Annotated in this window: 11 protein-coding genes; all 11 read right to left on the bottom strand. The window is 69.3% G+C overall.

The genetic code is table 11. The features are described from left to right. Positions 1–153: 153 nt before the first annotated feature. The 11 genes from C8250_RS08635 to C8250_RS08585 all read right to left on the bottom strand — a co-directional run bounded on the left by C8250_RS08635 (position 154) and on the right by C8250_RS08585 (position 19,932). Complete coding sequence (locus C8250_RS08635; RefSeq protein WP_138353991.1) at positions 154–747, bottom strand: TetR/AcrR family transcriptional regulator; 594 nt, start codon at positions 745–747, stop codon at positions 154–156. Positions 748–911: 164 nt separating this feature from the next. Further along, positions 912–2,069 carry an aromatic ring-hydroxylating dioxygenase subunit alpha gene (locus tag C8250_RS08630; RefSeq protein WP_138353990.1) on the bottom strand — a complete coding sequence of 386 codons (1,158 nt, stop codon included), beginning with the start codon at positions 2,067–2,069 and terminating at the stop codon, positions 912–914. 90 nt (positions 2,070–2,159) lie between these two features. Next, complete coding sequence (locus C8250_RS08625) at positions 2,160–4,844, bottom strand: PEP/pyruvate-binding domain-containing protein (protein WP_164607708.1); 2,685 nt, start codon at positions 4,842–4,844, stop codon at positions 2,160–2,162. Positions 4,845–4,863: 19 nt separating this feature from the next. Continuing rightward, the gene (locus C8250_RS08620) at positions 4,864–5,895 is read right to left on the bottom strand and encodes a class I SAM-dependent methyltransferase (protein ID WP_138353989.1); all 1,032 of its coding nucleotides are present in this window, start codon (positions 5,893–5,895) and stop codon (positions 4,864–4,866) included. Then, positions 5,883–6,728: an alpha/beta fold hydrolase gene (locus C8250_RS08615; protein WP_138353988.1), complete on the bottom strand. Its 846-nt coding sequence runs from the start codon at positions 6,726–6,728 to the stop codon at positions 5,883–5,885. Before C8250_RS08615 ends, C8250_RS08620 begins: the two co-directional genes overlap by 13 nt. 33 nt (positions 6,729–6,761) lie before the next feature. Next, a complete protein-coding gene (locus C8250_RS08610) occupies positions 6,762–14,513 on the bottom strand; it encodes a type I polyketide synthase (RefSeq protein ID WP_138353987.1) in 7,752 nt (2,583 codons plus the stop codon). After that, the gene (locus C8250_RS08605) at positions 14,510–16,147 is read right to left on the bottom strand and encodes an amino acid adenylation domain-containing protein (RefSeq protein WP_138353986.1); all 1,638 of its coding nucleotides are present in this window, start codon (positions 16,145–16,147) and stop codon (positions 14,510–14,512) included. Before C8250_RS08605 ends, C8250_RS08610 begins: the two co-directional genes overlap by 4 nt. 5 nt (positions 16,148–16,152) lie before the next feature. Next, a complete protein-coding gene (locus C8250_RS08600) occupies positions 16,153–18,132 on the bottom strand; it encodes an aminotransferase class I/II-fold pyridoxal phosphate-dependent enzyme (RefSeq protein WP_138353985.1) in 1,980 nt (659 codons plus the stop codon). Then, the gene (locus tag C8250_RS08595; protein ID WP_138353984.1) at positions 18,132–18,389 is read right to left on the bottom strand and encodes a phosphopantetheine-binding protein; all 258 of its coding nucleotides are present in this window, start codon (positions 18,387–18,389) and stop codon (positions 18,132–18,134) included. Before C8250_RS08595 ends, C8250_RS08600 begins: the two co-directional genes overlap by 1 nt. Positions 18,390–18,460: 71 nt before the next feature. Next, the gene (locus C8250_RS08590) at positions 18,461–19,684 is read right to left on the bottom strand and encodes a beta-ketoacyl-[acyl-carrier-protein] synthase family protein (protein ID WP_138353983.1); all 1,224 of its coding nucleotides are present in this window, start codon (positions 19,682–19,684) and stop codon (positions 18,461–18,463) included. Continuing rightward, positions 19,681–19,932, bottom strand: coding sequence for a phosphopantetheine-binding protein (locus tag C8250_RS08585; RefSeq protein ID WP_138353982.1), 252 nt, complete (start codon positions 19,930–19,932; stop codon positions 19,681–19,683). The genes C8250_RS08590 and C8250_RS08585 overlap by 4 nt, the downstream gene beginning before the upstream one ends. Positions 19,933–19,964 lie beyond the last annotated feature (32 nt).

Raw genomic sequence — 19,964 nt, 5'->3', positions numbered from 1 at the left:
GACTCCTGTGTCTCGGTCTGGTCGATGGCGGTGGTGGCCGGCAGTTGGAGCGCGAGCCCGCTGGATGGAGCGGCCGGAACGCGAAGCCGGCGCGCCGTAACGGGGTTGGCGGCGGCTTCGCGGTCCGGCGCCCGGCCTGGCCGGGGGTGGGCTTCAGGACGGACCAGATGCCTCCGTTCCGTCGCGGAAGCCGACCAGGCGTCCCAGGGGGCCGTCGACCCGTACGGAAGCCAGGCCCGGATCGATGAGGCGGTTCAGCACCAGGCCGTCGATTACGGCTCCCAGAACGACGGCGGTGGCTTCCGCGTCAGTGGCTCCGTGGTCTCGCAGCCACTGCGCGACGCCGCTCCGCCACTCGCGCAGCAGGGCACAGAGCTGCTCACGCAGCCGCTCGTTGCGGGTGGCGGCCAGCAGCATCTCGGTGAACAGGATCGTCGCGGAGTCGTCGGCGGAGTACTGGGCCATTCCCGCCAGTGCCTGTTCCACTCCGGCCGGGCCCTCCGCGGACTGCGACAGCATCGCCATCAGTCCGCGGACCTCGCGTCGTGCCGTGTCCAGCGCGGCTTCGACCAGGAGCACCGTGACGGTCTCGAAGTGGTAGTGGACCAGCCCGGGGCGCAGCCCGGCGGCGGCGGCCACTTTCCGCGTGGTCACCGCGCCCCAGCCCTCCTCCACGATGAGCCGCGCTGCGGCGGCGAGCAGCCGGGCCCGGGTTTCCTGGCCCTGCTCCACCGAGGTCGGAGTCACTGATCGCTCCACATCTGCCATGTGGCACCTCCGCGCGGAACGCGGTGATCGCGCACACCTGTTTGGACGTTCGCCCTGGGCGATTGACCAAGGCGTCTGGGACTGAGCATAGACCCGACGGGGGCGCGCGTCACCACCGTTCCGGAACGATGGCTGACATTCGGTCACTCCGGCGTGGTGACCTGGAGTTTCGCCGGAGCGGAGCCCTTGGAATGGCCAGATCCGTTTTCCGGAGAGCTGTTCGCCGCCGGGGTGCGGCCGGCGGCCGGATCGGCCGCGGCGCCGACTTCCGCCTCGGCCTCGGCGTCCTTCTTGAGCTTGTCCCGCAGTACCAGATACTTGGCGTTCAGCTCGTCCACGGCGACGAGCTTGTTGACGCCGCGTCCGCTGATCTTCGGCTCCACGCGGGTGACCACGCGCATGTCCTGGACCTCCTGGACGCGCTTCTGCGCGAAGAGCGCGAAGCGCGGGATCAGCAGCCGGAGGCTCTTGAAGCGCAGGACCTTCTGCAGGTGCGGATCCTCGTACCAGCGGAACATCACCTGGGTGTGCTCGTCGTCGATGGGCGTCATCCAGATCGTGACGTCGAACGGCGCGGTGTGGATGTGCACCATGCCGGGGAAGGTGAACGTCACGTTCAGGAAGTTGCGGTTGGTGGGATCACCCTCCTCGCACAGGTCGAAGGCGTGCCGGATGGTGGTCCCGTCCGTCTCCAGAACGCTGTTCTCGACCTTGGTCATGGCGATGTAGCGCCTGCGTCCGTCGAGCCCCAGTTTCTTGAACGTGCCTCCCCAGCCCATGTAGTCGGCGTAGTTGAACCAGTGGTCCCGGTGCACGATCGGCACGTGGTAGAAGTCCAGGAGGCTCTCGATGTACCGGGTGTAGTGGACCGGCTGGCTCCAGGTCGCCGTCGCGTACAGCGCGGGCTTGTCGGCGACCTCGGGCGGCACCTGGATCTCGGGCAGGACCTCCATGTGGCGGCCCCACCACATCCAGACCAGCCCGTTCTGCTCGCGTACCGGATAGGTGTCGATACGCATCGACTTGGGGATGCGTGCCTGCGGGCCGAGGCACGGCGCCAGCTTGCACTCGCCGTCGGTGCCGAACCGGAAGTCGTGATAGGGGCAGCCGATCGTGTCGCCGCGCAGCCGGCCGTCCGCGAGGTTGGCCCCCTTGTGCGGGCAGCGGGCCGACTGGCAGACGAGCTGCCCGCTGGTGTCCCGCCAGATGACGAGCTCCTGCCCAAGCCGGCGGGCGCCGGTCGGCCGGTCCTTCCTGACGTCCTCTGACCGCAGGATCGCGTACCACTGATTGGGGATCACTTTCTGGCTCCTGTCTGGTCCCGCCCCTGGCGGGGCACGGAATGGGTGGTGGGGCGAGGGACACGGGCGTCCCGCGTTCCTGTTATGTCCTCAGCCTTCGACGACCTCGACGACACCGGTGCTGCCGTCGACCATGACCATGTCGCCGGTGGCGATGCGCCGGGTCGCGTGCTTGGTGTTGACGACCGACGGCACGTTGAACTCGCGCGAGACGATGGAACTGTGCGAGAGCATGGAACCGATGTCCGTCACGACACCCCCGGCGATGGCGAACAGCGGGGTCCATGACGCATCGGTGAAGCGCGTCACGAGGATCTCGCCGACCTGGAACTCGTCCGCCTGCCAGACGAGGTCCTCGATGATGCGGGCGCGCCCGATCACCCGCCCGGGGCTCGCCCCCAGCCCTTCCAGACGCGCGCCGTCGGCCGCCGGCGCGATCGCCTGGGTGACGTCGTACTCGCCGATCACAGTGAGCGGCGGCTCCGGCAGCCGGTTGTAGTTCTGGAAGACCCGTCGGGCCTCGTCGAGCGCGGTACGGGAGAACACCGACCGGGCGTCTTCGTCGCCGCCCAGATAGCGCAGGATGTCGTCGAAGTCGAGGTAGGCGACCTCGTCCAGGGTGCGCAGCACACCCTCCGCGACGAGCCGGCGGCCGACCTCGTAGACCACGTTCCGTACCAGCCAGATCGAGGTGACCATCGACATGCGGGTGATCTCGCGCAGCTCGCTGCACATGACGAAGAGGGAGATCACCTTCTCGATCACCTTGCGCTTGGCGGTCGGCAGCCGCCTGAGCACCGTCGTCGAATCGCCTTCGGTGTAACCGCGACTGCGTTCGAGGATCTCGTCGACGGACAGCCCGTCGTCCGCGTACCGCCGGATCATCTGGAACACATAGGACGGATCATCGATCCACCGGGGATGTGTGAGCTCCATCTCCTGCCGCCCGCGGGTTCCGTTGTTGCGCAGGAACGCCTCCATGTAGGTGTTCCAGAAGGAGCGGCCGTTCTCGTCCGCGAGGAGGTTCTCGCGGATGTCCCCCAGATCGCTGTCGCGGATGATCCGCAGGACGCCGGGACGCTCCTTGGCAGCCTGAGCCACCGCCCATATCTCCCGCGCGGATTCGACGGTCCGCAGGCTCGACATGTCGGTCTTCACGCGGTTTTGCAGATTGGCGCCCTCGTCGCCGAGCCACTTGGCGCACAACTCCGTGAGGATGCCGTAGAACCCGAACGCGTTGATGTAGTAGGGCATGTAACCGACGTGCATGTCGTGGAAGTAGCCCAGGTAGCGGGAGAGTTCGGCGTTCAGTTCGCGGCGGCTCAGCCGTTCCAGACTGATCCCCCGCGCCCGGTCGAACTCGTAGAGCCGGGACGCCACCATCTGTTTCGACCGCTTCTTCATCCGCGCCATTTCGGCGCCGGTGTGCTTGACCCAGTACGCGAGGGACCGCAGGTCCTCCATACCGCCCGGGAACCGGCCGAACGGATTCTCGTACCCGTCGAGCGATACCTCCTCACTGACGAAGCGGCTCGTGAAGTGGCGCTGGTCGCGGGTGGGCAGACACTGGCCGAGCATGTACGAGGTGTAGGAGATGTTGAGATAGATGTGTCCCTGCAGATAGCCCATCTGCAGTCCGACGTCACCGGTGTCGCGGACACCCACGGCCGCCGCGCAGTCACCGTGCACCGTCCGCTGGTAGTACTGCGCGAAGGTCTGCCCCAGCGGGGACATGACACCGTTGAAGATCTCTCCGATGTCCATCCGCGACCAGAGGGTGCCCTGGGTGACCGCGTCGCTCTGCGGTGTGAGGTAGGGGCTGGTGCGCGGTGCGGCGACCGGCGTGGTGGTGATCGGCCTGGTCTGCAGGAGGTGGAGCTGCCCGTCGTGCAGAGCCCATTCGATGTCCTGCTCGGCACCGTAGTGTTCGCGGACCTGCACAGCCAGCCCGGCCAGGTCCGCGAGCTGCTCACGGGTCAGACACGGCGCGTTGCGGGCGGCCGCGTCCACCTTGGTGATGCCGACCTTGCCCGGCTCCACCGCGGCACATTTGGTGACCTTGTATCGGACGCGTTCCTCGATGACCTCCAGACTGCGGTCGTCCACCACGAAGAAGTCGGAGGTGACCCGGCCCGCCACCAGGCCCTCGCCCAGTCCCCAGCACGCCTCGACGACCATGCGGTGCGGGGCGTCCGAGGTGGGATCGGTCGTGAACAGGACCCCGCCCCCATCGGCGTGGATCATCCGCTGCACGACGACGGCGATCGCGCCGACCTCCGCGGGATCCGTCCGGTAGGCCGTGGCGCGCTCCGACCACAGGGATGCCCAGCAGACCTTCACCGCATCCAGCAGTGCCTCGTCCCCGGCGATGTCCAGAATCGTGTCGTGCTGCCCGGCGAACGACTGGGACGCGGAGTCCTCCTTGACCGCCGAGGACCGCACCGCGACACGGGGGCGGCCGAGGTGCTCGTAGGCGTCGAGGATGGGGCGGGCGATCGCTTCGGGTACCGGGCCGGCGAGTATCCGGTCACGGATCTCGGTACTTCCCGAGGTCGCGGCGAGGGTGTCGAGTCCGCTTTCGCGCAGGAAGTCGCCGAACAGGTCGGTGGTGATGCAGAACGCGGCCGGCACGGGGAGCCCGGCCCGGATCATCTCGTCGAGCCGGGCGGCCTTTCCGCCCAGGAGACCGTCGTCCGCCTTGTCCTGGCTGCCGAGGACGACGATGTCGGTGATTCGGGGGTCCTCGGCCGTTTGGTTCACGGTGGGGGTTTTCATGGTGTGCTCTCCTCGGGGTTCAGATCTGCGCGGCACGTGCGTTGGTCCCGACGAAGGCACGGAACTGTTCGCCCGGGATGATCCGGCGGGCGGTGACGTCGGTGTATCCCGCACGTTCCAGCTGCCCGGTGAGTTCGTCCTCGCGGGGCAGTGGGCCGCCGAAGTCGGCGTAGGTGAACCAGAGGTTGAGTACTTCGAGCCCGACGTTGCCGCCCTGGCAGGAGGTCGTCAGCAGCACCTTGCCACCCGGGGCCAGGAGCGCCCGCGCACGTTCCAGGACAGCGGTCCGTTCGTCCCGGGGGAAGTAGTAGATGTTGTTGTGCAGGGTGATGAGATCGAACTGGGGCTCCAGCTCGAGGGTGCGGATATCGCCCTGGCGGGTCTCCACCCGGTCCTGCAGACCCCACTCCGTCATGTTCTCCGCGGCTTGCTTGGCAACGTCGCCCTGCAGATCGATCGCGAGTGCGGTCAGCCGCGGGTTGAGGGAGGCGGCGTGCCGGACGTAGACGCCGCTGCCACAGCCGACCTCCAGCAGTCGCACCGGCGTTGTACGGTCCAGGGTGTGCGCGACGGCCTCTTCGACGAAGGGCTGGACCACACGGGTCGAGCGGGCGATCACCGCACCGTCCTGGTCGCTCAGCGAGAGCCGCCGCCCGTCGCGCAGCATGTCCGGGGCGTCGAGGAGCACCGGCACGTGGAAGCGCAGCACCTCCTCCAGGGCGGCGGCCACCGAGTCCTGGCCGGCGCGGGCGAGCGCCTTGGCGGTGCGGCTCCTGAGCCGGTAGGCATCGTCCGACCAGGAGAGATCGCCGAGCTGGACGCCGATGTCGAGCCAGGCGCGCAGCGGCGCGGCGTCGCCGTGGATCCCCAGGTGTTCGGCCAGCGTCTCCAGGTCGCAGGGGCGCACGGCCATCCGGCGCAGTACGCCGCGGCTCGCGGCCGACGCCAGGAAGGTCGCCCGGTAGAGCGGGGTCACGAGATTGCGCGTGAGGGAGAGCAGCAGCGGGATCTGTCGCTGCCTGATGACTTTGCTGAGGGTCAGTGCGTCCATGACGGGGTCCTTCGGGCAGTGAGGGTTCGCGCCTCCTGGTCGGGGCGGAGCCGGTCGAGTTCGCCGCGCAGCTCCCGCAGCAGGCGGAGCCGCGATGCGCCGGTGAGGAAGAAGTGGTCGCCCGGCAGATGCCGTCGCAGCAGCGAGCCGGTGGTGCACTCGCGCCAGGCCTCCGTCCCGGCGGCGGTCGCGATCGGGTCGTCGGTCCCGGAGAACGCGGTCATCGGACACCGCAGCGGCCTGCGTGGGGTCCAGCGGTACGTCTCACAGACCCGCAGGTCCGCGCGGAGCACCGGTAGCCGGCGGTCGAGGTAGGAACGAGCCGTCACGTGGTCGTCGCCGAGCCCGCCGAGGTCATGGACCAGGCGGCGCAGATCGTCGTCGGACAGCGTGTGGTCCTGCCGCGTCCCGTACAGGTGCGGCGCCCTGCTGCCCGACACGAACAGATGGCGTGGCTCGCGGTGACCGCGCCGCCGCAGTTCGCAGGCGACCTCGTAGGCCAGCAGCGCTCCCATGCTGTGGCCGAAGAGCGCGAAGTCGGGGGTGAGTCCGAACTCGACGAGGGCGGTGGCCGCGTCGGCGGCGAGCGGGCCCATATCGGTGTAAGGGGGCTCCCGTAGTCGCAGTCCGCGGCCCGGCAGCAGCACCGGGACCACCTGGACGCCGTCGCCGAGTTGCCGCTGCCAGTCACGGAAGACGGAGGGTGTGCCGCCGGCGTACGAGAAGCAGATGAGCTGGAGCGTCGCCGGGGCGTGGGTGTCGGCGGCGGGGAACCAGGCTCCGGTGGGGTCCCGGTGCTGCTGGATGGTGAGCGGGTGATGGTGGAGCGGCATCCTGACCTCCTGTCCTCGTCGCGGTGGTACGGCTCAACGGCTCACGTGCCGGCGGCCCTCCGCGGAGTCCAGCCAGTCGATGGTGCGGCGCATGGCCTCCTCGAAGCCGACCTCGCTCTTGAAACCGAAGTCATTGCGGGCACGCTCGATGGGATAGGACTGGTCCCGCTCGAAGAGGTGCACCGCGTGACGGGTGAGGACCGGCCGTGACTTGATGCGCAGCGTGCCGTAGACCTTTTCCGAGACCGTCGCCACGCCGGTGGCGACCGCGCTCGGCAGACTCATCGAGGGAGGCCGTACGCCCAGGCCCTCGGCGAGCGCCTCCATGTACTCGCGCCAGGTGGTCAGGTCAGGGTCGCGGAGGTTGTAGGCCCGGCCGATCGTGGCCTCGGAGCCGCAGGCCGCGATCATCGCGTCGACCGCGTTGCCCACGTAGAGCAGCCCGGCCGGAACGTTGCCGCGGCGGATGTAGACCATCTGCTTCTGCACGATCAGGTTCGCCAGTTCGATGACGAAGTCCTTGCTGCGCGGGCCGTAGACCGAGACCGGACGTACCACGGTCAGCGGGATGCCGAGCCGCTCCGCGGTTTCGCGCACCACGGTCTCGCCGAGCAGCTTGCTGCGGTTGTAGGGCAGTCCGGTGTCGCGCGGGGTGGCGCTCTCGTCGCAGGGCCGCACCGGGTAGCCGTACACGTCGGTGGTGCTGACGTGCAGGATCCGCTCGACGGTGCCGGCCTGGTGCGCGGCTTCGACGAGGTTCCTGCCGCCTTCGATGTTGACGTGCCGGAACTCCTCCCATGGACCCCAGTCCGCGGACTTCCCGGTGCAGTTGTAGACCTGCTTCACCCCGTCGGTGGCGCGGCGCAGGCTGTCGGTGTTGCCCAGCGAGCCCACCTCGACCTCGACCGGAAGATCGCCGAAGGCCGAACGGTCGCTGTTCTCGCGGACGAACACCCGGACCCGATGGCCCTGCTCCACGAGCCGTCGGGTCAGGTGGCCGCCGATGAAGCCGCCGGCTCCGGCCACGAGGATGTCGGCGTCGCGGCGGGCGGCGGGGGAGGCGGACGGCTCCGCGCGGGTGCGGGGGGCGGGGGGTGGCAGTTCGCTGTCGGATGACATGGCATGCCTCAAGAGGTCGAGGGAGTGTTCCAGATCGGACTCGCGGTGATCGACGTTGATGAAGAAGCGCAGCCGGCACTTGTCGCGCGCGACGGCGGGGTATCCGATGGGCATCACGTTCACGCCCTGGGCCAGCAGCCGGTTGGAGATCGTCATGGACCGTTCCCAGCTGCCCAGAATGATCGGCACGACCGCTGAGGCCCGCGACACTCCGATGTCCAGGCCACGGGCGCGCGCTGCATCCCGGAAGAACTCCGCGAGCTCCTGTGCTTTGCGCACCCGCTGCGGCTCGTCCCGGATGACCCGGAAGGCCTCCAGCGCCGCCGCCGCGTTCGCGGGGGAGATTCCGGTGCTGAAGATATAGAGCGGGGCGGTGAACTTGAGGTACTGGATGATGGGCGAGCGGGCCGCGATGTACCCGCCGAGACTGCCCAGAGCCTTGCTCAGCGTGCCCATCCAGAGGTCGACGTCGCGCCGGTCGACATCGAAGTGCTCGCCGATACCGCGGCCGGTGCGCCCCAGCACTCCGATCGAGTGCGCCTCGTCGATCATGAGCATCGCGTCATGGCGCTTCTTGACCTCGATGAACCGTGGCAGATCGGGGATGTCGCCGTCTTGGCTGTACGCGCCCTCGATGACGATGACGGCCCTGCGGTGGTGCCGGCGCAGGGCACCCAGCATCCGGTCCAGGGCCTCCCAGTCGTTGTGGGGGAAGGGCCGGCGCCGCGCACCCGAGAGAATGCAGCCGCGCACGGTGCTGTCGTGGATCCATTCGTCGTGCAGGATCACGTCCTCGGGGCCGAACAGATGGCCCACGGTCGCCACGTTCGTCGCGTGGCCGCCCGCGAAGACGATAGCGGCGTCGGTGCCGAGGAACGACGCGATCTCCGCGTCCAGCTCGTGGTGGAGCGGGGTCTCCCCGCACAGCAGCGGGGTCGCGGAACTGGAGGTGCCGTAGTGGTCGATCGCCGCGGTGGCCGCTGCTCGAAGCCGGGGGTGACTGGACAGAGCCAGGTAGTTGAAGGCGGAGAAGTTGACGATCTCGCGGCCGTCCATCGAGATCCGGCCGGTGTTGTAGCCCTCGTGGACGCGGCCGTAGGCGTTCGCGCCGCTGGACTCGATCTGCCGCAGCCGCCCCTGGAGTTCCGCGTACTCGGCCCACTCCTCGAACTCGCGCTCCACCCGGACGGGCGGCGCGGCGAGCTCCGGTGTCGGTGCCGGTTGCGGCGGGGCCGAGGGCGGCGCGGTGTACTGCTGCGGGACCTGCGCGTACTGCTGGGGAGCGGGCAGGTACTGAGGTGTCGATGCGAGGACGGCCTGGCCGGCCCCCAGCACTCCGACGAGGTCCTGCACGGTCGGATCGTCGGGCAGGGACCGCCGCAGGTCCCCTAGCCGGTGTGGGTACTTCTGGGCGATGTGCCGTTGCAGTTCGGTCTTCATCAGTGAGTCGAAGCCGAGATCCATTCCCAGGCGGGCCTGCACGGGGATCTGATCGGTGGGAAATCCGCAGACCTGGGAGACCCAGCCGACCACATCGCGTTGCACCACCGGCTGCGGGCCATCGTGACCGTTCCACGTCGGCTGCCAGTCCGTTCCAGATCCGTCCATGCCGTTCATGCCGTTCATGTCGTGCTCCCTTCGCTCCTGGACGAAGCCGTTCGGTTGCTGAGCCGGGACGCCGAGATCGCGGGTGGTTGGCTCCGGAGCCGTGAACCAGTAGGGCTGCCGCTCGAAAACGGTGCGTGGCACGGAAACCCGTGCCGGGGGAGACCCCTGCTCCAGCGCGGCCCAGTCGACGTCGCCGCCAGCGCAGTGCAGGCGGGCCAGGGACTGCAGGAACGTCTTCCAGTCGTCCGCGCCACGGCGCAAGGACGGCAGCCGGAGCACGGCCACCGGGCCGTTCCCGGGGTCCGCGGCCCGGGTCAGGCCGAGGAGAGCGGGATGCGGGCCGATCTCGACGAAGGTGTCGCAGCCGAGGCGGCGCAGTGTCGCCACTCCGTCGGCGAATCGCACGGTGCCCAGCAGATGATCGACCCAGTAGTCGTCATCGACGTGATCGACCGGTTCACCGGTCACGTCGGATACCCACGGGATGCGCGGCTTCGACGGGTCCAGCTCACGGGCAGCCGCGCGCAGCGGGTCGGCGGCGCCCTCCATCATCGGTGAGTGGAAGGCATGGGAAACCGTCAGCGGCCGGACAGCGACCGACCTGGCCTCCAACTCGGCGCGCACCTCATGGATCCGGTCGGCAGGCCCCGAAAGGACCAGCTGGCCGGGGGCGTTGACCGCGGCTACGGAGACCGGCGGATGGGCGGCGGCGAGTTCGAGGATCGTCGCGGGATCACCGCTACAGGCGATCATCGATCCGTCACCGGGCTGCTCGTCCATGTGGCGGGCGCGGGTGGCCGTCAAGGTGAGGGCGTCCTCCTGGGAGAGCACACCCGCCACGCAGGCGACGCTGTACGCGCCGACGCTGTGGCCGAGCAGCGCGGCCGGTCGCACGCCGACCGAAATCCACAGTTCGGCCAGCGCGATCTCCAGTGCCACCAGAGCCGGCTGGCAGTAGCGGGTGCTGCGGAGCCGGTCGGCGCCGGATTCCTCGAAGAGGAGCTCCGTCAGCGGGATGCCGAGCAATGGCCGCAGCACCCGGTCGCTGCGGTCCAGTGACCGCGCCACCCCTTCGTGGGAGTCGTACAACTGCTTTCCCATGCCGGCGTACTGCGTCCCCTGGCCGCTGAAGAGGAACGCTGTCCTGGGCGCGGGCCCGTGGGAGGCGTGACCGACGACGAGCTGGGTGTTCGCTGCGCCCTGGGAGAGCGCGGCCAGTCCCTCGTCCAGCTCTGCCGAGTTCCGTCCGTTGACGACGGCCCGGTACGGGAGGTGTGATCGACCGGTGTTGGCGGCGTGGCACAGGGCGCCGGTCGGTACGTCCGGGTGCGCGACGAGGTGTCCGCGGTAGCGGCGTGCCAGCTCCGCCAGCGCGGTGGGTGAATGGGCCGACAGGCACAGTGCGTCGGCCGTCCGTGGGGACCGTTCCGGCGGTGCGGCCGGAGCGACAGGCGTCGGCGGCGCTTCGAGGACGACATGGGCGTTCATCCCGCCGAATCCGAAGGAGCTGACCGCGGCGCGCGCGACGCTCCCGGCCGGAAGCGCGCGCCGCCGGGTGGGGACCTCGAGTCCGGATCCCTCCCGGGCGAGTCGCCGGTTCGGGGTGGTGAAGTGCAGTTGCGGTGGCACCTCCCGGTGCCGCACGACGAAAGCGGCCTTGATCAGCCCGGCGATGCCGGCAGCCGCCTCCAGATGGCCGATGTTGCTCTTCGCCGAGCCGACCAGGCACGGGCGGTCGTGTTCCTGGTGCCGGCCGTACGCCGCCACCAGGGCCTCCCATTCGACGGGGTCGCCGAGCGAGGTTCCCGTTCCATGAGCCTCGACATAGTCGATCTCGGCGCCGTGCGAGCCCGCCTGGCCCAGGGCCCGCTCGATCACCGTGCGCTGCGCGGACCCCCGCGGTGCCGTCAGACCGTTGCTGCGGCCCCCATGGCCCAGGCCGGAGCCCGTGATGGTCGCGTGGATCCGGTCGCCGTCCGCGATGGCGGCCGCCAGGGGCTTGAGGCAGACCAGGCCGACGCCCTCGCCGCGGACGTAACCGTCGGCCGCATCGTCGAAGGTGCGGCAGCGGCCGGTGGCGGAGAGCATCCCACCCTCGGAGAAGGCCACCGAGAGCGCGGGAGTGATCAGCAGGTTCACCCCGCCGGCGAGCGCGATGTGGCACTCTCCGGAGCGCAGTGACTGGCACGCGGCGTGCACGGCGACCAGTGAGGACGAGCAGGCGGTGTCGAGGGCGATGCTGGGGCCGCGCAGATCGAGTGTGTACGAGAGGCGGTTGGCGGCGATGGCGTGGGCGTTGCCGGTCGCGGCGTGGATGTCCGTCGTCAATGGGTCGCTGAGCTGGAGCCCGGAGTAGTCGTGGCTGCTGATGCCGACGAAGACCCCGGTGTCGCTTCCGGCGAGTGCGCTGGGGGCGATGCCCGCGTCCTCGATGGTGTGCCAGGCGGTTTCCAGGAGCAGACGCTGCTGCGGGTCCATGCGTTCGGCCTCGCGCGCCGAGATCCCGAAGAATCTGGCGTCGAACTCGTCTATGTGGTCGATGAACCCGCCGAGCCGGGGCGCCTTGACGACCGTGGTGTCCCAGCGGTCGGCCGGGACTTCGGTGATCGCGTCACGGCCGTCCAGCAGGAGCTGCCAGTAGCTGTCGGCATCGGGCGCGCCGGGGAACCGGCAGCCGATCCCGACGATGGCGATGGGCTCGTTGCCTCCGGCCGGCCGCGCGGTCGCGGCCTCCGGTGCGTCGCCGGGTGTGAGCGGTGTTGTCGTGCCGAGCGCGGTGGCGACGGCTCTGATGGTCGGATGATCGAAGACCACTCCGGGGAGCAGGGTCCGGCCGAGCCACGTCCCGAGATCGTCGCAGATGGCCACCGCCTGGCGGGAATCGAGCCCGAGTGAGGCGAAGGGACGTGTGGCGTCGATCGTGCCGGTGGCCAGACCGAGACGGCCGGCGATCTTCGCGGTCAGCCAGGCCTCGATGTCGTCCACCGCACGCGGGGACGGTTCCGTGGTGGTGGACGGAGAGTCGGCAGGCGTGTCGCCGAGCAGGAGAGCCGTCAGAGTGTCCACATCGGGGCACACGAGCAGATCCCCGAGCGGGACCTCGACCCCGAGCCGCTGTCCGAGCAGCCGCACCGCTTCGGTCAGCCGCGGGTAGTCGAGACCGATGTCGGCGAAGCCGCGCCCGCTGATCCGGGTCGCTCCCGTGATGCCGGTGAGAACATCGTCGACGGCTTCGGCGACGGTGGCCCGGCCCCGCCCGGCGGAAGGGCCGCCGGTCCCGACCGGTCCGTCCGAGTCGCTGACGACGCTGGCAGCCACGGCGGTCAGACCGAAGCGGAGAAAGTCAGTCCTGCACGCGCCACGCTGGATCTTCCCGCTGGTGGTGCGGTGGACGGTGGACCTCTTCAGCAGCACCACCGCATGCGGCGACACCTCGTGTTCCTGGGCGATGGCGGTGCGCAACCGCGCCAGGAGCGCCGCCGGATCACCGAGCTTCCGGCCGTCGACCTCGTAGGCCACCACCAGGGCCTCGCCGTTCCCGGTCGGGATGCCGAAGACGGCTCCGCAGTTCGCGCGGATCGCCGGATCGGCCTTCTCCACGGTCAGCTCGATGTCGTGCGGGTAGTGGTTGCGGCCCTGCACGATCACGACGTCCTTGGTCCGGCCGACGATGTGGAGCTGACCGGCGTGCAGGAATCCGAGATCGCCGGTGCGCAGGTACCGGGCGCCGGGTTCGCCGTCGATCTCCGCGTGGAACGTCTCGCGGGTCGCCTCGGGCTTGCGCCAGTACCCGCGTGCCACGCCGGGTCCGGAGACCCAGATCTCGCCTGTCCGGCCGGCGGGCACCCGGCGACGGACGGCCGGGTCGACGATCTCCACGCTGACGCCGTCGGCGGCCGGGCCGCAGCCGACGATCCGGGTCACCCGGTCCGTTCCCGGCCCGGCGGGCTCCGGTGCTCCGGCCTCGAGCGCCTGCGTGGCGAAGGACCCGACGGCCGGCGGTTCGTCCGCCCGGGTCCCCGACACCAGCAGGGTCGCCTCGGCCAGGCCGTAGCAGGGCATGAAGGCCCGGCGGTCGAAGCCGCTCGGGGCGAAGAACTCCGCGAAGCGGTCCAGGGTGTCGGCGCGTACCGGCTCGGCGCCGTTCAGGGCCAGCCGCCAGTGGCTCAGATCGAGCGAGTCGCGCTCCTCCGGGGACACCCTGGTCAGGCAGTGCTCGAACCCGAAGTTCGGCGCGATGGCCGTGGACGCCCGGGTCTGCGAGATGGTCTCCAGCCACAGCAGCGGTCGCTGAACGAAGGTCATCGGCGCCATGAAGTGCAGCGGGATGCCGCTGTAGAGGGCGGTCAGGATGCCGCCTATCAGACCCATGTCGTGGTACGGCGGCAGCCACAGCGCCATGGCCGAATCCCGGTCGTGGCGCAGCCGCTGGTGGATCGAGCGCAGATTGGCCAGCAGGTTGTCGTGACTGACCATGACGCCCTTCGGCGTCGAGGTGGAGCCCGAGGTGTACTGCAGAAAGGCGAGGGTGCCGCCGGTGGTGCCGGGATCGTGCCATCCGTCGCCCGTGGGGTCGGCGGAGGTGCCTGAGCCCAGCCAGGTCAGGTTCGCCAGCCCGAGGTTCTCGAGCTCCCGTTCCTGGTTCGCGACGAAGTCCCGGACGCTGTCGGTCGTCAGTGCGTGGGTGGCCCGTGCGTCACGGGCGATGGCGGCAAGCCGGGGGAAGGTCTGGCCGAAGCGTGACGTGTCCGGCGGGTAAGCGGGGACGGCGATGGCGCCGGCATACAGGCAGCCGAGGAAGTTCGCGATGTAGTCGAGCCCCGGTGGGTGCAGGAGCAGGACCGGCCGGCCGTCCAGTTTCGCGTCCTGGAGGCGGGCGGCGACTGCACGCGCCCTGCGGTCGAGCTCGCGATGGCTCCAGCTCTCGCTCCGGCCGTCGATGCCCGTGATGAAGCGGTAGGCGAGTCCGTCGGGATCGCTCGCCAGACGGTCGCGCAGCAGCGCTGTGACCGATGCGGGCCCCGCTCCCCGGTCGGTGCACGTCGGTTCGGGGCTCATGAGGGCCTCCGGTCGGCGTGCGCCGCGCCAGCGGCCAGCCGGGGGTAGGCGATCTTGCCGTTGGCGTTGTAGGGCAGCTCGTCGAGGCAGGTCGCGACCCGGGGCAGCATGTACGCGGGTACGTACTGCGCGCAGTGCCGCTTGATCTCCAGGAGTCCCGGCCGCTCGGCCCCCGGGTGGAGCGTGTAGTACAGCGCGACGCGGGCGGTGGGGCCCTCGCCGTCCAGGACGATCGCAGCGGTGGCCACCGCCGGGTGACGCAACACGGCGGACTCGATCTCGCCCAGCTCCACCCGGTAGCCGGAGAGCTTGACCATCCGGTCCTTACGGCCCCGGTAGACCAGCAGGCCGTCCTCGTAGCTCACCAGGTCGCCGGTGGCGTGGCTGCCCTTGGGGTGGCCGGCCGCGAGGGATTCCTCCTCGCGCCGCCAGTAGCCGGCGGTGACGCAGTCGCCTTCGACGACGAGTTCACCGAAGGCGTCCGCACCGTGCAGGGCGAGGCCGTCCGGGTCGACGACGGACAGCCGCGCTCCGGCGACCGCGGAGCCGATCGGGACCGGGTCGGTACGCGTGGCGTCCACGGCCCGCAGCCGGTAGTAGGTGCAGACGTTCGTCTCCGTCGGACCGTAGAGATTGTAGAGGACGGTCTGTTCGGGCAGGACGTCGAGCAGGGCGCGGAGTTGCGGCATCGGGTAGACCTCGCCGGCGAACAGTACGTAGCGCAGGCTGCGTGCGGTCCCGTCGGTGAGGGCGCCCGACGCCGTCAGGAGATGGAGGATGGAGGGCACCGAGTACCAGACGGTGACGCCGTTTTCGCGGATGCCGGCGGCCAGCGCGGCCACGTCCCGGGCCTGGGAGTCCGCCACGATCCACACCGCGGCGCCCACCGACAGGGCGGTGAACAGGTCGAAGGTGCTCAGATCGAAGTTGAAGGACGCGTGGTTGGCGAAGACGTCATCGGGGCCGACGTCGAGCTCCTGGCGGGCCCAGCCGATGAAGCAGGCCAGATTGCGGTGCGAGATCTGGACACCCTTGGGAACGCCGGTCGAACCCGAGGTGTAGAGGATGGCGGCCAGGTCGTCGGGTCCCGGGCCGGAACCGGTCTCCGGGCCGCCGGCGGCCCGGACGGTGGCCGACGCGGCGGAGAAGGACTCCCAGGTTCTGACCGGCACGCGCTCGGCGTACGCGGCGGGCACATCACCGCTGACAACGATCACCCGCAGGGAGGTGGGCAGGGTGATGCCGGACAGCGACGGGAGGTGTCGGACGTCGGTGAACAGGGCGATCGGTTCGGCGTCGGCGAGGATCGTCTCGACGCGGCTCGGCGGCTGCGCGCCGTCGAGCGGGACGTAGGCGCAGCGCGCCTGCAGGGCTGCGAGGATCGCCGTGGCGCCGCAGGGGGTCTTGTCCATCCAGATGGCGATCCGGTCGCCCGCGGTGGCACCCAGGCCCGCCAATCGAGAGGCGGCGGCGTCCACGTGCGCCGCCAGTTCGCCGTAGGTCAGCGGTGCCGGGCCCAGGAAGGCGGTCCGCGCCGCCTGTTCGGTGGAGAACGGACGGGGCAGCCGGATCACACGGAGGTCGGGCGCGGGTTCATGTTCGGGTATGGGTACGGGCAGGGCTGTTTCTGACATCGCCGTCACTCCGATACGTTCCGGTCGCGGGCGGACCTGGCGTCGGCGGTCGCGGGGGACAGCACCCCGGTCTCCTGTCCGGCCTCGGTGAACATCTCTGCCGCGAGCTCCAGGTCCTCCCGGGTGTGCTCGGACGTCACGCTGATCCGCAGCCGGGCGTCGCCGAGCGGGACCCCGGGGAAGACCACCGTCTGGCAGAACAGGCCGCGGGCGCGGACCGCCCGTCCCATTTCCATCGCCCTGCGCTCATCGCCGATGACGATCGGCAGGATCGCGCTCTGGGTGTTCTCCAGATCGAATCCGGCATCGGCCAGCCGGCCGCGCAGCAGGCGGATGTTGGACCAGAGGGTGGCGACGCGCTCGGGCTCCGACTCCATCACATCGATCGACGCGATGAGTCCGGCCGCGACGCCGGCGGGAATCGTCGCGGCGAAGACATAGGAGTTGGAGTAGAAGCGCAGATAGTTGATGACCTCCTCCTCGCCGACGACGAAGCCGCCCATTCCCGCGAGGGTCTTGCTCATCGTGCCGAGCTCCAGGTCGACCTCGCCCTTGAGCCCGAAGTGTTCGGCGGTACCCGAGCCGCGCATCCCGAGGACACCGGTCGCGTGGGCGTCGTCGACCATCACCCGGGCGCCGTACTGCTGCGCCAGCCGGACGATCTCCGGCAACTCACAGACGTCGCCGTGCATGCTGAAGACACCATCCGTGACGATGAGCTTGCCCATCGCCTGGTCCGCGCTGCGCTGCAGGACCTTTTCGAGATCCGCCATGTCGTTGTGCCGGTAGATTCTGCGGTTGCCGCCGGAGAGCCGGCAGCCGTCGACGATGCTCATATGGTTCAGCTTGTCGACGATGACGGTGTCGTCCCTCTTGACGAGTGCCGATATGGCACCGATGTTCGCCGAGTAGCCGCCGGGATAGACAATGCAGGCGGGCCGCTGTTTGAAGGCCGCCAGGCGTTGTTCGAGTTCCTTGTGCAGCACATTGGTGCCGCCGATGAGGCGGCAGCCGGTGTTGGTCGCCCCATAGACCCGGGTGGCATCGCAGACCGCCTCGACGACCTTGGGGTGATTGGCCAGACCGAGGTAGTTGTTCGAGGCGAACATGAGGAACTCGCGGGTGCGGCCGGTGATTTCATCGCGGATGACAGCCCGGTTCTCGCAGCGGGATTGGAGCGGCATGCCATACCAATAGAGCTGGTCGTCGTTGCGTTTCCGGAAGTAACTGCCGAAGCTGCGCGCCTTGGCGAAGAGATCGGGATCGCGCTGCTCCGTGAAATCCTTCATGGAACGGTCGTCCCAGGGTCCGTCCTTCGCCGCGGGTGTCTGCGGGGCATGCTCCCGGACCGGTGTGGTCGTGGGGGCCGGCAGGGCGGGAGAGGGAGCGGGTGCTGTGGCGGCGGGAGTGAGCGGGGCCGGGGGTCCGGATCCCGCCCGTCCACCGGCGAGTTCGACACCCAGTGCGCGAAGGGTTGCCGCCGTGACCGTGACCGGTGCGCTGCCTGCCAGGCCGCACAGCTGGGCCACCTCGGCGACGATCGAGGTCAGGACCACGGAGTCGATTCCCAGTTCACTCTCGAAGTCGGCATCGAGATCGAGTTGGTTGCGCTGGTAGTGCGTGTGCCGCATCGTGACGTCGACCAGTGTCTTCAGAAGGTCCTGCGGTACGGAGCCGTCCGGGCGCGGCGGCAGCGGCGCTGCCTTCAGGCGGTCCTGCGTGCGCGGGGTCAGGGACTGCTCGACCTCGTGGACGAGCTCCTTGATCGTTGAGATTCCCCCCGGGAGTGCGGAGGGGAGGCCGAAGTGCTCCCTCACCGTCAGCAGGATCGATTCGAGAATGACCGAGTCGATGCCGAGTTCACCCTCGAAATGACTTTCCGGAAGGAGATAGGACTGGTCGTAGAGAGTGCGGGACGCCACGATGTCCACCACTTGCTCATGGATACGCGCGGTGTCCTGGCCGGCCGCCAGAGTGTCGGTCATCAGCGAGCCGCCCCCTCTGTCTGCAGACGCTCGACAAGAGCCGCGATGTCGTTGATTGTTCTGAAGTTCCGCGGCGTGATCTCCTGCAACGGCACGGTGATGTGGAAGTCACTCTGCAGATGGTGGACGAGATCGAAGATCGCGGCCGAGTCGATGATGTTCATCTCGGTGAGCCGGACCTCCGCGTCGAGTCCGTCCGCGTCTCCGTCCATCCAGGTATCGGCGATGTAGGTGATGAGCGACTGCTGAGTGGTCATGTTCGTCCTCGATCCATGTCCCGCAAGGAGGGATGGGCGATGGGTACGTCGGGCACCGCTGTGCAGGGGGCTCACCCGGAGGTGAACACCAGCACCGCGTTCTGACCGCCGAATCCGAAGGAATTGCTGACAGCCACGTCCAGCCGCCGGTGCCGGGGAGCACCGGCGACGATGTCGAGCTGGATCCCGGGATCCTGGTGGTCGAGGTTCGCCGTCGGCGGCACGGTCTCGGTCTCCAGGCTGAGCACGGTGAACACCGCCTCGATCGCTCCGGCGGCGCCAAGGGTGTGACCCACCACGCCCTTGGTGGAGGTGACCGCCGGTCCGGCCCCCAGCACCGCCTCCAGGACTCGGGCCTCGGCAGCGTCGTTGAGCTGAGTGGACGTGCCGTGGGCATTGACGTGGTCGACCTCGTAGGGAGCCACACCTGCCCGTGACAGTGCGGTGTTCAACGCACGTCGCACGCTGGTGCCCTCCGGGTCCGGGGCCGTCATGTGGTGCGCGTCGGCGGAGGCGCCGTATCCCGCCACCAAGGCGCGCACCCGTGCGCCCCGTGCCGTCGCGTCACGTTCCCGTTCCAGCACCAGCATGCCGCTGCCCTCGCCGGTGACGAACCCGTCCCGGTCGGCATCGAATGGACGGGACGCGGAGCCGGGGTCGTCGGTACGCCGGGACAGTGCGCCCATCTGCGTGAATCCGGTGACGATGAGCGGGCTCACCGCCGCCTCGCTGCCGCCGGCGATCACGACATCGCAACTGTCGTCCCGCAGGAGCTGCAGGGCGGTGCCGATCGCGGTGGCTCCCGAGGCACACGCTGTCGACGTGACCAGATTCGGGCCGGTGGCATGGAACTCCATGGCCAGATGTCCGGCGACCATGTTGGGCACGAGCATGGGGATGAGCAGTGCGGACACAGCTGCCGGGCCCTTTTCGAGCATGGCACGCAACTGCGTCTCACCGGTTGCAGAGCCTCCGACTCCGCAGCCGATGACGACCCCGACTCTCGCACCGTCCCAGGTCAGCGGGTCGAGCCCGGCATCAGCCACGGCCTCGCGGGCGGCAACGATGCTGAGCTGGACGAAACGGTCGTGAACCAGTTTGCTGCGGCGTCCGACGTGCTTGGCCGCGTTGAACCCCGGCACGGTACAGGAGATGTCCACCGCCAGACCGGCGAGTACCGGGTCGCGTTTGGCGGCCGAGACACCGGAACAGACACCGCGCCAGCTGGCTTCGACACCGATACCGGCCGCGGTGACGAGGCCGAGGCCGGTGACCGCGATCGGTACCGCGCTCATGACGTCGTCGTCGCTGCGGCTACCTGCTCCTCGATCAGCTCCGCCGCCCGTTCCAGGGTGTCCCGTGGAGAGGCCGTGTCCTCGCTGATGGCGACACCGACCTCCGACTGCACGACCAGCAGCAGCTCGACCAGGAACAGCGAATCCATCTCGAGCTGTTCGAAAGTGACACCCGGCCTGACGTTCGTCCGGTCCACTTCGAACTTGTCCACCAGCAGATCGACGAGCCGTTCGTACATCGCTGTCATCGTGTATTCCTTTCGTCGTGGTGCGGCAGGGG

Source organism: Streptomyces sp. So13.3, assembly GCF_005860785.2.
Lineage (GTDB): Bacteria > Actinomycetota > Actinomycetes > Streptomycetales > Streptomycetaceae > Actinacidiphila > Actinacidiphila fildesensis.
Note: the sequence above shows the minus strand (reverse complement) of the source record. Positions and strands in the feature narration are given on the sequence as shown.